Source organism: Bartonella sp. AP57NXGY (genome assembly GCF_042195805.1).
Lineage (GTDB): Bacteria > Pseudomonadota > Alphaproteobacteria > Rhizobiales > Rhizobiaceae > Bartonella.
Genome location: NZ_JBHIOZ010000018.1, coordinates 7,259 through 23,436 on the forward strand (window position 1 = coordinate 7,259; position 16,178 = coordinate 23,436).

Annotated in this window: 14 protein-coding genes and 1 pseudogene; 11 read left to right on the forward strand and 4 right to left on the reverse strand. The window is 38.0% G+C overall.

The window, feature by feature from the left end:
- Positions 1–764: 764 nt before the first annotated feature.
- Positions 765–1,766: a bifunctional riboflavin kinase/FAD synthetase gene (locus tag ACFIL8_RS03765; protein WP_375636852.1), complete on the reverse strand. Its 1,002-nt coding sequence runs from the start codon at positions 1,764–1,766 to the stop codon at positions 765–767.
- On the reverse strand, positions 1,766–2,611 hold the full coding sequence (locus ACFIL8_RS03770) for a TIGR01459 family HAD-type hydrolase (protein WP_375660101.1): 846 nt from the start codon (positions 2,609–2,611) through the stop codon (positions 1,766–1,768). The genes ACFIL8_RS03765 and ACFIL8_RS03770 overlap by 1 nt, the downstream gene beginning before the upstream one ends.
- Positions 2,612–3,805: 1,194 nt before the next feature.
- Here ACFIL8_RS03770 and ACFIL8_RS03775 point away from each other — a divergent pair.
- Complete coding sequence (locus ACFIL8_RS03775) at positions 3,806–4,165, forward strand: helix-turn-helix domain-containing protein (RefSeq protein WP_375613566.1); 360 nt, start codon at positions 3,806–3,808, stop codon at positions 4,163–4,165.
- Positions 4,166–5,175: 1,010 nt separating this feature from the next.
- Here the strand turns inward: ACFIL8_RS03775 and ACFIL8_RS03780 are convergent.
- Positions 5,176–5,304: pseudogene (locus tag ACFIL8_RS03780) on the reverse strand (hypothetical protein); the annotation flags it as partial.
- 1,149 nt (positions 5,305–6,453) lie between these two features.
- Entirely contained in the window at positions 6,454–7,179 is a 726-nt protein-coding gene (locus ACFIL8_RS03785; protein ID WP_375613567.1) for a hypothetical protein, read from the reverse strand.
- A gap of 398 nt (positions 7,180–7,577) precedes the next feature.
- Here ACFIL8_RS03785 and ACFIL8_RS03790 point away from each other — a divergent pair, with 398 nt between their 5' ends.
- From ACFIL8_RS03790 to virB11, 10 genes are all read left to right on the forward strand, one after another.
- Positions 7,578–7,901 (forward strand): TrbC/VirB2 family protein, encoded by a 324-nt coding sequence (locus ACFIL8_RS03790; protein WP_375613587.1) that lies wholly within the window; start codon positions 7,578–7,580, stop codon positions 7,899–7,901.
- The gene (locus tag ACFIL8_RS03795) at positions 7,902–8,210 is read left to right on the forward strand and encodes a type IV secretion system protein VirB3 (RefSeq protein WP_273723684.1); all 309 of its coding nucleotides are present in this window, start codon (positions 7,902–7,904) and stop codon (positions 8,208–8,210) included.
- Between the two features lie 22 nt (positions 8,211–8,232).
- Positions 8,233–10,587, forward strand: a complete 2,355-nt coding sequence (locus ACFIL8_RS03800) for a VirB4 family type IV secretion/conjugal transfer ATPase (RefSeq protein WP_375613568.1) — start codon at positions 8,233–8,235, stop codon at positions 10,585–10,587.
- On the forward strand, positions 10,584–11,069 hold the full coding sequence (locus ACFIL8_RS03805; protein ID WP_375613569.1) for a type IV secretion system protein VirB5: 486 nt from the start codon (positions 10,584–10,586) through the stop codon (positions 11,067–11,069). The genes ACFIL8_RS03800 and ACFIL8_RS03805 overlap by 4 nt, the downstream gene beginning before the upstream one ends.
- Positions 11,056–12,042, forward strand: a complete 987-nt coding sequence (locus ACFIL8_RS03810) for a type IV secretion system protein (protein ID WP_375610597.1) — start codon at positions 11,056–11,058, stop codon at positions 12,040–12,042. Before ACFIL8_RS03805 ends, ACFIL8_RS03810 begins: the two co-directional genes overlap by 14 nt.
- Before the next feature lie 210 nt (positions 12,043–12,252).
- Positions 12,253–12,555, forward strand: coding sequence for a type IV secretion system protein VirB7 (locus ACFIL8_RS03815; RefSeq protein ID WP_375610598.1), 303 nt, complete (start codon positions 12,253–12,255; stop codon positions 12,553–12,555).
- The gene (locus ACFIL8_RS03820; RefSeq protein ID WP_375610599.1) at positions 12,509–13,213 is read left to right on the forward strand and encodes a virB8 family protein; all 705 of its coding nucleotides are present in this window, start codon (positions 12,509–12,511) and stop codon (positions 13,211–13,213) included. Before ACFIL8_RS03815 ends, ACFIL8_RS03820 begins: the two co-directional genes overlap by 47 nt.
- A complete protein-coding gene (virB9, locus tag ACFIL8_RS03825; RefSeq protein ID WP_375612192.1) occupies positions 13,210–14,076 on the forward strand; it encodes a P-type conjugative transfer protein VirB9 in 867 nt (288 codons plus the stop codon). Before ACFIL8_RS03820 ends, virB9 begins: the two co-directional genes overlap by 4 nt.
- Complete coding sequence (virB10, locus tag ACFIL8_RS03830; protein ID WP_375613570.1) at positions 14,069–15,229, forward strand: type IV secretion system protein VirB10; 1,161 nt, start codon at positions 14,069–14,071, stop codon at positions 15,227–15,229. Before virB9 ends, virB10 begins: the two co-directional genes overlap by 8 nt.
- Positions 15,226–16,178 (forward strand): P-type DNA transfer ATPase VirB11 (gene virB11 / locus ACFIL8_RS03835; protein WP_375688954.1); only part of this gene is annotated, 953 nt, incomplete at its 3' end. The genes virB10 and virB11, both read left to right, overlap by 4 nt.

The window sequence follows — 16,178 nt, forward strand, 5'->3', positions numbered from 1 at the left end:
GATTGACGTGTTACGACAACAAAATTGTGCCTTTATCCATCAAAAGCATTAGAAATTTTGAAACAATACACCTGCTTTCTCGCAATGATTTCTTTTATCTACAATCAATCGCAGTCTCCTTAATATGCATTCCCCATCACAATATACAAGAGAAACGAAACTTAAAGCATTTTCCAGCAGCTTCATTCTCGTTTACGTGATTGGTCAGCACGAAAACTGCTGCTGACCACTAATCTTCTTCACAAGACTCGACAAACAAAACTTTTGTAAAAATATTCATTACATAATACAAAATATCACATGCGTAAGGTTACACGAACCAACTCTCATCATAAACGATGATACGGCATAAATGACATAATAAGCCAAATTAGAAAAAAGAAACAATAACCTTTTAAAATAAAAAAAGTCATCAATTAAATTTTATCAAACTATAAGCTTAAAATCGCAAGAAATTTTAAAAACAGCCTTTCTCCTTCTTCACGTCTATTATTGCTAAATAGGCTGGTTGCTTATTCTTTACTGCATCTTTTATGACGAGTTTTAACGGATCAGAAAGAAACAAGCAGTAAAGTTTTGAATGACAACAAAAACCATAACGTTAACTTTGAAAAAAATGATGCCAAAATCAGATCTTCAGATATTCGATTCTCCCTCTCAACAACGGAAAAAACATATATTCCACGATGTTTTGGAATATATGTTTGTGATTATAATCACTTTAAGTGCTATTTTTACGGCTCTTCTCTCTTTTTCAGATCAGTTTAGGACATATTTTTAAAAGTAAGCAGCCTATCCAACGTTGATAATGGTTGTACTGTCTTTAAAATTTCTTTTGCTTTTTTTTCATCACGATGCATTTGCGCAATCAAAGGTTCAAGCCCATCAAATTTTTCTTGTCCTCGCAAAAACTGGAAAAAAGAAACGGTACAGCTTTCCCCATAAAGGTCGTCGTTAAAGTCAAACAAATAGGTTTCCAAAAGGGGCGCACCATCTTTAACAACCGTTGGACGACAACCAAAGCTTGCAACACCATCATACAAAACACCGTTCGCACGACGCAAACGTACCGCATAAACACCATGAGCCAAACGAACTTGGGGAGGCAACATTTGATTAGCGGTAGGAAATCCCAAAAGACGTCCAAGTTTTTCACCTTGAATAATATTGGAGCGTATCCGATAGTGATACCCTAACAAATGGGCTGCTTTGTCCACTTCCCCTTGTGAGAGAAGTTGCCGAATAAAACTCGAGGAAATGATCAAAGATTGTGAATCTTGAGAACGAGAAACGCAAGAAACTTGCACAACCTCAAATCCATATTTCTCTCCCCTTTGGCAAAGAAGATGTACATTTCCGCTTTTCTGATGACCAAATTGAAAATTTTCGCCTGTCACCACAACTGAAACATCAAAAACTTCCTTTAAAAACGACTTGATAAATTCGTCCGCTGAAAGAGCGGCAAACTGTGCATCAAACGGCTGTTCAATCACGCAGTCAAAGCCAAGGGTTTTAAAAATTTCAGCTTTTTCAGCTGCCTCTGTCAAACGATAGACAGGAGCTGAATGTTGAAAAAAACTTCTTGGATGGGGTTCAAAGGTTAAAACAACTGCTGGTTTCTTTTTTATACGGGCGAAATCAAGCGCTTTTTGCAACACCACCTGATGTCCGCAATGAACACCATCAAAATTTCCAAGTGCCAACACTGCTCCCCGCCAAGCCGAGGGAAACATATGAATTCCCTGAAGACGCAAAAAATTAGTCATTACTGAAGTGCCCACATGATTGCTTGTGGTTTATAACCATGACGTTCAAGAAAAGAATGCAAAGCTTGCTTATCAACCACACCATTTTGCGTATAATCATAATGATGAATCCCCCCCATAATATAAAGGGCATCAAGACCAAAATGAGCCGCCCCCTTAATATCCGTTAAAAGACCATCACCAATAGCTAAAACTTGACTTTTTTCTACTGTTCCCCGTATTTTTTGAAGTTTTTCAAAGGCACATTCATAAATAGGCGCGTGAGGTTTTCCAGCAATGCGCACCTCCCCCCCTAATTGTTGATAAAGACGAGCCAATGCACCAGCGCACCAAAATTCTTTATTTCCATAATGGACAATCACATCTGGGTTCGCACAAATAAAAGGTAAATTCCGCGACCGCATGCGACGAAACATCTCCTCATAAGCAGAGGGTTCTTCGTCAAAATCTTCAAGAAAACCGCTACAGACGACAACAGAAGCCTCCCATTCTTCAACAAATTCACACTCTAACCCTTCAAACAGCACCAAATCATGCTGTGGACCAATGAAAAAAACTTTACGCGGAGCAGTCAGAATAAGATCGCGCGTTACATCCCCTGAAGTGATAATGGCATCATAATAGTCGCTATGAACATTCATACTTTGTAATTGAGCAGCAACATCTTCCCGTAGCCGAGGAGAATTGGTCAATAAAATGACAGTTTTTCCCATTTGTCGGATTTTATACAACGCCTTCAACGCTGGTTCAAATGCATGTACACCGTTATGCACAACACCCCACACATCACAAAAAACAGCATCATAATGCGCTATAATAGTCTCAATATGGGTAACTTCATTCATGGTGCACCTATCTCTATTTGTCATTTAAAGCTGTCTTTTACTTCAAAATTACTTACCGAAAGATAATACTTGTGTCATCTGCTTTCTCAAACCATATCCCAACTTTTTATCGTCTATAGAGATCATAAGAAATGATAAAATAACTAAGTTATCATTAAGTTGTGCAAAATTCTAAAATGCTTGATAGCAAAAGCTTATCATTCCCCAATGCTATTTTTCTCATAAAAATTTTAATTCTAACAACAACGACGTTGATAGAGTTTTTTATCTAAAATACTCAAATTCTTCACTGAGAAAATAAACGTATCCCCCTCTTAAAAACATGCATCATGAGAAAGCCCAATATATTTTCTCATTTCAAATTTGTTTATATTGAATCAATCAAAACCTATTCGCTTACATATTATAAGCAGAGAGCGTACAGATAAAAACACGTGAAGAAAGAAAAAATAGCTCTTAGGCTCCCTTTCAAAGGCAAAAACTGTCGTAATATTTTGAACTGGCAGAGAGTATGTGCCGTCCGAGCATCTTTTTTTCAGTAAAGATAGCAATATAGCTTTTATCCCATTCATAGAGGCTTTTACGCTATATACTTTACGAAGCACCATTGTAAAATAGGCGCTAACATTGAGAAATATCTTCTAAAACAAACATGTGAATATACAACAATAAGATCTATAATGTTTTGAGTTTATTTTGCATGAGGGCTCTTTACTCATAAAAGCTTTCCCCTATCATCATGATATCTCAGACGCATCAAAACAAATCATTTTGATTATTGGTTAAGGACAGCACCGTAAGCGGTAACTTGAGCTTAAAAACCAAGGTTTACCTTCGTAAAATGCATATCTGATGTCATGAGTTGAGTAAGCAAACCTTAAAACTTTGAAAGGCAAACAACCTCCTATTTAAAAAAATCTATCCGTCTCAAGAAAAACTATTTTTATTGCCAATCTCCTAAAATTACTTTATGAATCGAAAAATGTTTTGATCGCATACGCAACGATCAAAAGGGGTCTTGAAAACCCGAAACCCTAGCGTAAAAATAAACCCACTATGTGGGTATCCCGGAATTCCGGGAGATTTTGCTATGTCCAGGTGCTCCAAGCACTAAAAGCAAAATGCTGACTAGGGTTCAGTGTTTTCAAGCTCCCGGAATACCAATGCGAGGGCGCTCGCACCTGGAGGGGGAAAATGCAAGCTCAAAATCTTAATATTGATCTTTTTGTAGGCAAAAAAATTCGCTTTAGGCGAAAAGTGCTAAAAATGTCTCAAAAAACATTAGGGCATCATTTAGGTGTCACTTTTCAACAAATCCAAAAGTATGAAAAAGGCTTAAATCGCGTGAGCGCAGGACGTTTAAAGGAAATTTCCGATATTTTGAATGTTCCACTTGCCTTTTTTTACACTGATATCATCAAAAAAGACAACACCCCGTACCATTATGATGAAATCGCCTCGAGCAAAGAGGAATATTTGCTTTTAAAAAGTTTTAGAGTCCTCACATCTGTCAAGCAGAAAGCAATTTTAAACTTAATTTGTGATCAAAATTAAAACGCTTTAAAAGCATAGCTATAGGGTACTACATGCCCTATTCTTGGCTTTCTCCCCACACCCCAAAAGGATGCCCCCCCTCAAACCGGTTGATAAACGATCCGCCTTCTCAAAAATAACTCCTTCTCAGCTTCCCATTTCATATGGTTCCTTTCACAAAATTATATAAACAAGCCCTCCCTTGAATATTCATCACACTCTCTTATCAAAACACCCCTATAAAGTTTTATATCTTATATCACCACACCCGCAAACAATAGCGTTTTACAGCACAACAGAATAAGTATTTATCCGTATTTAAAGAGCGGCCCCCTTTTCGCTATGGACGCTCTATTTATTTTAAATGATGTACATTTAATATACCTGCTATTAAAGACTTAGTATCTGTTATAAAGTCTTAAAGGCATATTTTCCCTCTAAAATCTCAATGCTACACCAACTCTACCGTAAGGCAAAACATTGATTTATAAAGATAATTTATTATTTTACATGTTGAATGAGAATCCAGAATATCGTAAGATTCTTTCATTTCAGACTTGTTCCATGTTGAATCAACCAAAACTATATCTCTTGCAGGTTACAAGTGGGAAGAGGCGTATGGATAAAAACTATTAAGTAAGAATTAAAAATGCCTCAAACGAACCGTCTCAATTACCAAGAGCTGTAAGCAACACCCACAAGCTGACAAACTGTGTGATGGTGCAAGGCTTACTCCGTTATGAAGCGTAAAGATGGGGGGCTCAATGGATTTACCCTTATACCCTTTACGAACAGCGTCGCAAAATAGGCTTGGATACCTTAAGAGATGTTTCTATAAGACAATGCTATCCTGTTTTCTCATGATCATAATCCTCAATCTAACAAAGATGAAACAAACAATAGGATTGCGAATATGATTTGGGGAGCTCATCTGAAAGATGAAAAATGATAAAAAAATCCGCTATAACAATTGAAGAAGCGAGCATTCGTTGAGCCGTAACTTCTTTATTTTAGAATTTTTATATCACACTTTACTGTTGAGATGCATGACCACGGTCTGTAACATCAAGCTTTGGCGAGAAAAACATTTCAGTATCTGCTTGTAAAACATTTTGACAGCTTTTAGATTCCTTAACAGCTTGTCCTGAAAGAGAACACTTCGTTCCCCATTCTTCTCTTAATTTTGCATCTTTTTTTAAATCTTCTACGCTATAGGTTTTTCACACCCCACGACGAATAATAGAGTCATGCATAATAAATAATTTTTTTCATTTTACTCCTCTTTAAATACCTTATCTGTTAATATCATCCCCCCAAATGAGGGTTGAATTTTCACACTGTATGAGAATACAGCCTCACTATCACTTGCTTGCTTTCAAAGTGAACACTCTGAGTAAAGTAACGCAAGAAGAGCTCACAATAGCCATCGTATGAGTTTGTCATAAAATACAATGAGAAGGGAAAGAGCCCAAACTGAATACAAATGATGAAATCAGAAGACGCATTAATGCTTTTGTCCAACTGATTTCAAATAGTTACATTGCAATAGGCATCGCCCCTAACCCTATAGAAAGCCTATGAGCATTATAATACTTAAGTCTCACGATCATTAAACCACAAAGCCATAACAAAAAAGTATGAACTCTTTTTACCTATTTGTATGTTGATTATTGTTCCTCCATCGAGGCCTAAATAGAAACGTTTTGTGATATATAGAAAACAATCAGCAATGCAAATCATTTTACGAAGATTTCTTCGTGTAGAGTCTATTTGAAATCCATCCATCATTTGGAAGTCTGAATTTAAAAGCAGATAATTATGAAAGCTTTTCAAGGAATGCAACAGATTGATCACTTTTAAAGAAGTAAAAAACGTGATCCAATCCTGAAGACAAAAATTCTGATGAAAAAACTTTTGCTATGAATTCTTTTAAGGCATTGTGAAAGATTTTATCCGTTATATCAAACGTTACACCATTTTGGGGTCTGTTTATTTTTTACTTTTATCAACACCGCTCTAGAAATCCGTTTCTTGAGCGTTTTTTATCGCCTCACTTTCTCCTTCAAACACAAATACTCAAAAATGCTTTGCCACCAACAATGACATTTTCCTGCTTTTATAAAACACATAAGTAAAAATAGAGAAGCGATTTTGAAAGCAACCCTCCCTTGAAAAGGGAAGTACCATCCATTTACTTCCTAAACGAAAATAATCTCACCGTTTATTCAAATTTGCTCTACGATTTGGTACAATTTTATTGATAAAGTTTTCTCTATAAAAATTTAAGTAAATATGTTCGTTAAAACCAATCATGGACTAGCAAAGGGGTTATAGGATCCATTATCTCGCCGCCATTTTAAAGGTTCAGTGAAATCACTCGACCAAAGACCAATCTTATTGCCACGTGCTTTTTCTTCCGCATGATGATACTGGGCTGGAATAGGATTTTTCCCCTCTTTTGAGAGTACCAACATACCTTCTTTAAGACCTTCCTCAGCTAAATCAACCCCTTGAACAAAACATTGCGCATAATAAACACCATTGTGCATCAAAGCCTGTTTACAGGATAAATCCTGCCCAAGTGTTTTGGTGACAAGCCAAGCCGTTGTAACCGCACCACAGGGCCATTCTTGATCATTTAATCTTGCTTTTTGACGGGGTGCACATGTGTCAACACCATAAAGATGAATATCACGGGAGATATGTGAGCGCCAAGATTGTGCAGCAGGCGTCAGTAATTTAAATGTAACCCCACTTGTAACAGAAGCCTTACCATGAAAAACAACAGCATTATTTGCAACATCATTTAATGAAACACTCTTCTGCACATCGAGAGCTGGTTCATTTTTTTCTAATTGCTGTTTGGTGATAGATCTACCCAACTTTTTTTCTTCTCGATAGAGATCGACAATATCTTGGATATCTTGCGTCTCAAATGTTTTAAGAATGCTGAAATCCATTTTATCTTTATATTGGCTTAATCCCCACACCGTAGCCCCCATAATGTAAATAATAACAATCAATTTAAATAGCATCTCTTAACACGCTCGCTCAAAAAATTCGTTTTTTTCCTATCATGTCAGATTATTGATCAGCAATCCCCTTGTTTTTAAAGAAAAAATCCAAATATAAGTGTTGCAGATTAACTACATTTTGTAAAGAATGATATTCTTTCTTTCATTATTTTAATATTGTTATTTTTACCAATATACACAACTTAAAATTGCCATTTTCATGTAACACAATCTCAATTTGAAAAGACTTCTGTCTCTTTACGAAGAAGAGCTTGAGAGTGAACAGATCCACGATCAAGGCTTTTAAAACAAACAAACGAGAAGAATTAAACTGTCATCAAATGACAGCACTTTCCAGTTTGTTAGAGGCAATGGAATGTCGACATATGAACAAATATTATTTGTTAAAGAGAGGTAAAATGACAGATAATAGATTCCAAAACATCATTTTTATCGTGACCATGCTGCTTTTTACGGCAGTTTTTGTATCTGATTTTTCTTATGCTGCTTCTTCTACTACTGGTGGAGGTGGTCTGGGAAATCTTGATGGTGTTTTAGGCAACATTGTCACAATGATGACGGGTCCAACGGCAAAGCTTATTGCTATTATATGTGTTGCTGCTGTGGGGATTGGCTGGATGTACGGCTTTATTGATTTACGCAAAGCAGCTTACTGTGTTCTGGGGATTGCTATTGTTTTTGGTGCCCCTGCTCTTGTCGGTAAATTAGCGGGCACAACATAAATGAACGAAGATACTCTTTTCCTTGCCTGTACGCGCCCAGCCATGTTTGCTGGTGTTACAATGGAAGCCATGGCGCTCAATGTCATGGCGACATCCATTCTTTTCATTTTGACCAGTGATTTTACCATGTTTGGTCTTGGGATTGGGATACACTTTATTTTGCGAGAAGTGACAAAGTACGATCACAACCAATTTCGCGTATTATTTGCATGGCTCAATACCCGAGGAAAACAAAAAAACCTCAACCGATGGGGAGGAGGTTCAACCTCCCCTTTACGCCTTATCCGCACTTATAAGGAACTAAGCTGAAGGAACGAAATTGGTGAAACAGATGTCAATAATGAAACGGGAAACTTTGCCTGAAGAATATATTCCCTATATACGCTACATCAACCAACATGTCGTTGCTTTAAATTCACGCTGTTTAATGGTTGTGATGGCTGTTGAGGGTATAAATTTCGACACCGCGGATATTGATCAATTAAATTCTTTACACAACCAATTAAACACCCTTTTAAAAAATATCGCAGATGAACGGCTTGCTTTATATTCTCACATCATCCGCCGCCGTGAAACGATATACCCAGAAGGTCATTTTCTTTCATCTTTTGCAACAACATTAGATGAAAAATATAAAAAGAAAATGGTTTCGCAAGAACTGTATAGAAATGATCTATTTATTTCACTGGTTTGGAATCCGGCCGCGGATAAAACAGAAAAGCTGGTTTCATTTTTTCAGCGCTTGAGCAAAGCGAAGAAAACACAATCTGAGCCCGATGAAGAAGCTATTCGTAAACTCGAAGAGTTAAGTCAAGATCTTATGCAAGGTTTGGAAGAGTATGAAGTCCGTCTACTATCAATCTATGAACATGAAGGACTTTTATTTGCTGAACAAAGTGAATTTCTCCACCAGCTAGTGGGGGGAAGACGTGAGCGTATTCCTCTCACATTTGGAACTATTGCTTCAACAATTTACTCGGATCGTGTTATTTTTGGGAAAGAAATTATCGAAATTCGCCATGAAAGCAATGAACGCTTTGTGGGCATGTTTGGATGGAAAGAGTATCCTTCTAAAACACGCCCAGGTATGACTGATGGTCTGCTTACGGTGCCATTTGAATTCATTTTAACACAATCCTTTGTCTTTAAAAGTAAGGCAGCCGCCAGTGCGATTATGAGCCGCAAACAAAATCAAATGATCAATGCAGCTGACCGTGCTAGCTCACAAATCGATGCACTGGATGAAGCGCTAGATGATTTAGAATCAAACCGTTTTGTTTTGGGAGAACACCACATTTCTTTAGCTGTTTTTGCTGATCATCCTAAAATATTGTCTGAAAACTTATCAAAAGCACGTTCCCATTTAACCAATGGAGGAGCCGTGATTGCCAGAGAAGATTTAGGATTGGAAGCAGCATGGTGGGCACAGCTTCCTGGAAACTTTAGCTATCGTGCGCGTTCAGGCGCCATTACCAGCAGAAATTTTGCCGCTTTATCGCCCTTCCATTCTTTCCCTGTTGGCAAACTGAACGATAATGTTTGGGGAGCTGCTGTCGCATTGCTAAAAACACAGGCTGGTTCACCTTACTATTTTAATTTTCATTATGGCGATCTTGGAAACACATTTGTTTGTGGTCCATCAGGATCTGGTAAAACAGTGATTGTTAATTTTCTTCTTGCACAATTACAAAAACACAATCCAACAATGGTTTTTTTTGATAAAGATCAAGGAGCAGAGATTTTTGTACGGGCTGGAGGAGGGAAATATAAACCTTTAAAAAATGGGCAGCCCACGGGTATTGCTCCCTTAAAGGGCATGGAATACACCGAAAAAAATAAAATCTTTCTTCGTAATTGGATCTTAAAGCTGGTGACCGCTGAAGGGCAAATCGTAACAGAAGAAGAGCGACAAGATATCGCCAAAGCCATTGATTCCTTGGAAAACTTACCCCCAACCCAGCGCTCTCTTGGTGCCCTTCAACTATTTTTTGACAACACATCCAAAGAAGGGATTGCCATACGGCTGCAACGCTGGATTAGAGGCAATGATTTAGGATGGGTTTTTGATAATGATCAAGATGATCTCAATTTAAATGCGCAGTTCATTGGCTATGACATGACCGATTTCTTAGATAATGAAGAAATTCGTCGCCCCTTAATGATGTATCTCTTTCACCGCATTCTTGATTTGATTGATGGGCGGCGCATCATTATCGTCGTTGATGAATTCTGGAAAGCTTTAGAAGATGATTCATTTAAAGCTTTTGCGCAAGATCGACTAAAAACAATTCGTAAACAAAATGGCATGATGCTCTTTGCAACACAAAGCCCTAAAGATGCTTTGAACTCAACAATCGCGCACACAATCATTGAGCAATGCCCCACCCAAATATTTTTTCCAAATCAAAAAGCAAATTACAATGATTATGTCGAAGCTTTCAAACTTACTGAGCGTGAATTTGAACTGATACAGTCAGAGTTAAGCAGAGAATCCCGTCGTTTTCTCATCAAACAAGGACAAAGTTCCGTCGTTGCAGAACTTAACTTACGTGGAATGAATGATGAGATCGCCGTTTTAAGCGGCACAACAAAAAACATTGAACTCATGAATGAAATTATCAACGAATATGGAGCTGCCCCTGACAAATGGCTGCCCATATTTTATCAAAGGAGAAAAAATCAATGAAAAAATATGGCTTAGTTACACTGTTATCTTTTTCTTTTATTTCTCATGCAATAGCGCAAATAACACCTGATGTGGATGAATATTATAAACAAGCACTCGAGAACACACAAAAATTAGATGCTGCAAAATCAGAAACAGCTGAAAACATTTATAAAAGCGCAACTGACACTGCAAATAAAATCAAAGACATAAGTCAACAACTTGAAAATATTAAATCAAAACCAGACACAAAACCAGAAGAATTGCAAGCCCTTCGACAAGATCTTCAAGTAAAGCTTTCTCTTCTTCAAGCCGATCTTCAAGTAGCTTCTTTAAAACTTCAGTCTCTTGATATGATTCAAGCAAGAGATACGAAGACAAAAGATGAATTACGTGAAGAAAAGGAACAAAAAAAGCATAAATATCTTGAGGCACAATTAAAAGAAAAAGAAAAAGAATTAAAAGAAAAACTTGAAAGTACAAGTACAAATGTCAGACTTTAGTTTTTCTCCCTTTGAAAGCGTTTCTGGGTATATTTTAAAACCCCTTGATAATGTGATGGACACGACGGTGAGTGGGCTGTCTTCTGCTATTTCAGCGCCCTTAAATCTCGCCGCAATCATTTTTATCTTTCTTTATGGCTATAATGTTATGACAGGTCGCGTTGCGCTTTCCATGCATAGTCTTCTCAATAATGTTGTTAAAATCGTTGTTGTTACAACAATGGCAACGAATGCGGATACATTTAATACTTATGTCAAGGATATTTTCTTCAATGATTTATCCAATGCTATTGGGAATGCGCTTAACAGTAATCCTGCAAGCTCCAATGTTTTTGATTATATTTTGTTAAAGGCAAGTTCGCGTTATCAAGAAGTCTTATACAATGCTTGGTTTTTTGAAAAGATCATTGTGGGTCTTCTTGGTTCTATCATGCTTCTCGCGGTTATTCTTTTTTGTATAGGTGGTTTTATTGTGCAAATGTTTGCACAAGTTGCACTCGTCATGATTATAGGTCTTGGGCCTCTATTCATTAGTTTGTATTTGTTCAATGCAACGCGAAAATACTCCGATGCATGGATTACAACTTTGATCAATTTTACCATTTTACAAGTTCTCGTAATCATGCTTGGAACCATTATATGTCAAGTTATCCTACAGGTTCTCAAAGTTTCATATGAATCAATTTATGTTCTTTTTCCCCCTGTCATCGTCATTTCGATCATAGGAGTTATTATCTTCCGTGCGCTTCCTGGTATTGCAACAGCGCTGGCCTCTGGCGGACCATACTTTAACGCTGGTGTCTCTTCAGGAGGACAGATTTTTACAATGCTTTCCAATGGTGCAAGAGCGAGTGGCAATGCAGTAAAAAGTGCCACTTCACAAATCTCAGGAGCTGCCGGTAACGCTGTTAGAAGTGCGGCAGGGGCGGCAGCAAAAGCAGGTAAATCTGGAGGCGGTCGTGGTCGATTTTAAGATAAAGCACCTCTTTAAAAGAATAAGCATTTTTGTTTTTGCCTTGTGTGCGCCCTTTGGCGTACACGCCATGATCCTGTTCCAGATAAGATCTAACATCTTGGGTCTAACAATAAAACCAATCAAAACCTTGCATCACATAAACTTGTAAAAATGTTCAGAACAAAGGCTCTCATGCATTGTATTCGAAGATATTTGTGAGTTCAAAAAATGAAACGAAAAATAACTTTTGTTATGGTCCTAACAATCGCTCTTACTGGTTGTGCCTCTTTGAGTGGCCCTAAAAAACCACCACGCTGTAATGGCAAACATACACGCGCTTTAAATAAAGATAAGTGGAATTGGGACAATAAAAACATTGTCTACCCAGAAAAGAGTGTAAAGCCTGTTACCACTCCCATCATTCTCAATACTTTGGAAAGTGAAAAAGTAACAGCCAATTCAGCTTTATTAAAGCCGGTTATTCATGAAGCACGATCTGATAAAACTGTGGAGGTTATGCGTGAAAAGTGATGCCCTTGAAGAATATATAAAAGAAGCGCGCTCATTTGACATTGATCGCATGCATAGCATGCGCGTGCGGATGAAAATCTCCATGGCTTTAACAGTGCTTTTTGGATTGATGACAATTGCGCTGGCTTTAGCTGTCGCAGCTTTGACACCTTTGAAAACGGTAGAGCCTTTTGTTATCCGCGTTGATAACTCAACAGGCATTATTGATACTGTAAGCGCCCTAAAAGAATCCCCTAACGACTATGATGAAGCGATAACGCGTTATTTTGCCAGCCAATATGTTCGCGCTCGTGAAGGTTTTCAAGCATCAGAAGCAGAAAACAATTTTCGCTTAGTCTCTCTTTTATCTTCTCCAAAAGAACAAAACCGTTTTGCAAAATGGTACGCGGGCAATAATCCAGAAAGTCCGCAAAATATTTATCATAACATGATTGCTACGATCACAATCAAATCAATCTCTTTTATAAGTAAAGATCTTATCCAAGTTCGTTACTATAAAACGATCAGAGACTTGAATGAAAAAGAAAATATTTCCCATTGGATTTCAATCTTAAATTTTTCCTACGTGAACGCACACATTTCAACGTCTGATCGTCTTATCAACCCTCTTGGTTTTCAAGTATCGGAATATAGATCTGATCCAGAGGTGATAAAATGATCAGACTTTTACAAACAATCTCTTTAATTTTTACGATCACTGTCAGCTTTCACACAGCTCTCTCACTTGCGGAAACAGCGCCTGTCAGTGCACGTAAAGATAACCGCATCAGATTTGTCAATTATGACCCCTACAACGTCGTACAAATCATTGGCTCCATTCGCTCTTCGGTTCAACTAGAATTTGCCGTTGATGAAGAAGTAACCTATGTAGGAATTGGAAATTCGGTTGCTTGGCAAGTTGCACCGGCTGGACACTTTGTTTTTCTCAAACCACGTGAAGTTCAGCCTGTGACAAATTTACAAATTGTCACAAGCCGCCAAGATGGAACACAACGCTCTTATCAATTCGAGCTACAAGTCCGTGAAGGCGATGTTTCAGCCGGCAATGAGACGTATTTCTTGGTAAAGTTTCGTTATCCAGAAGATGAAGCCTTACGTAAGAAATTAGCCGAAGCAGAAAAAGAAAAACAACGTGAAGAAAACTTTGTCAATGATATTTTAAATATCCATGAAGATTTTGGACCACGCAATTGGGCTTATGAAGCTCAAGGCTCATCTCTTATTGAACCTGCTTCTGTCTATGATAATGGGAAAACAACAACCTTTACCTTTTTAGGCAACATTGAAATCCCTGCCATTTACATTGTATCGCCTGATGGGCAAGAAGCGCTTATTCCCAAATCGATTAAAGGCAACAAGGTTATTGTTCATGCAACAGCTGCACAATTCACGCTACGACGTGGGAATGAAGTATTGTGCATCTTTAACAAAAGGTTCGTACCAAAAGGAATTAATCCTGAAACAGGTACGACATCACCATCTGTACAACGTAAAGTGAACCTAGGAAGCAGCCATGAATAACACCGTGGATGAAAAAAGCATTAATGATCGCGATACAATAAAAAATGCTCAAGGGAAAAGTCAACAGAACAATGCGGGGAAAGCTATTGCTCTTATTATTCTTTTCAGTGTCTGTCTTTATTTAGCCTATTCAACACTTGTTACAGACAAAAAGCAACCAATTGAATCTTCAAAAGAAGGAAAAGTTATAAAACAAACAGAGCTTTTTCGTCCTGCAAAGCCTACCCCTCCCCCCTTTGAACAGCCTCAACGAAATAACGCTCTATTACCAAAAGTCGAGCTACCAACACCAAACATCAATCAATTAAATTCTGATAACTCACTGCTGGAAGCAGCACAACGTGCTCCTGTATTAGCTTATGCAAGTACACAACAAGGCAAAATAGATTCACAAACAAATAATGGTGCTTTGCCTCACCAACTTGAAAGCAAACCTGATGAAACGACACAACGTTTTAATCATCTTCTCAAACCCACAGTGCTTGAAGGTATTCGTGCTTCAACCCTTGGCAATCGAAACTACATCATCGCGATGGGAACTTCTATTCCTTGTATTTTAGAAACAGCCATCAACAGTGATCAACAAGGTTTTGCCAGTTGTATCATCTCCAGAGATATCTTATCAGACAATGGTCGTGTTGTGCTTCTTGATAAAGGCACCCAAATTGTTGGTGAATATCGCGCCGGATTGAAAAAAGGCCAAACACGTCTCTTTGTACTATGGAATAGAGCAAAAACCCCCAATGGTATCATTATATCTTTAGCTTCACCGGCAACGGATGCTTTAGGGCGTTCTGGTATGGATGGAGATATTGATAACCATTGGCTCGAGAGGATTGGGTCTGCGCTTCTTGTCTCACTAATAAAAGATGCAACACACTATGCCAATAAACGTTTATCAAAAAAACAGGAAAAAGAAGAAACTGAAACAATCTCTTCAGGACAAAACATCGCAAACATTCTCGTAGAAAATTACGCCAATATTCCTCCAACATTATCCAAAAACCAAGGGGAAATGGTGAATATCTTTGTTGCCCGCGATTTAGATTTTTCCAGCGTTTATAAATTGAAAGTCATCGAAAACAAAAAACAGATTATCAATCGAGCTGTTTCAAGAAACTTTTACAAAAATTCTGCGGTAACTTTAGAATGAACTCAAACTTACATACCATGAGCGATGAAACCGTTGCGATTGTTCTCACAAAACTTGAACCCATCAGTGCTTTTTTGAAAGATGATAGACTCTTTGAAATTGTTATCAATCGTCCCTATCAAGTCATGACTGAAGGATTTGATGGATGGAAAACAATAGAAGCACCGGGGCTCTCTTTTAATGAGCTTATGGGGATTGCGAAAGTTGTCGCATCCTATTCCAAGCAAAACATATCGGACAAAAACCCAATATTATCTGCAACGCTACCAGGCAATGAGCGTATTCAAATTGTCATTCCGCCCGCTGTCGAAAAAGACACGATTAGTATGACAATTCGTAAACCGTCATCGCAGAGTTTTTCTCTCGAAGAGCTCGCAAATAAGGGCCTCTTCTCGCTATGTGAACGGGTATCTTTCACGCCCTTGCATGACTATCATTCTCGTTTTAACGAACTCAAAATCATCGAGCATAACTTAGCTCATGCCTACTGTAATAAAGACTTTGTCTCCTTTTTAAATCAAGCTGTAGAATGCCAGAAAAATATTTTAATTGCGGGAAAAACCGGTTCGGGTAAAACAACATTATCAAAAGCATTAATCGCAAAAATCCCTCAAGAAGAGCGTATTATCACCATCGAAGATACACAAGAATTGGTGATACCACACCCTAACCATGTCTCAATGTTCTATTCAAAAGATGGACAAGGCTTAGCCTCCGTTGGCCCCAAAGAGTTGCTTGAATCATCTTTACGGATGCGTCCTGATCGTATTCTTTTGCAAGAACTTCGAGATGGTACAGCCTTTTATTATATCCGCAATGTCAATTCAGGTCATCCAGGCTCCATTACAACGGTTCATGCCTCAACAGCCCTTGCAGCCTTTGAGCAGATGACCCTTTTGGTCAAAGAAAGTGAAGGCGGTGGTGATTTAGAGCGTGATGATATTCGAGG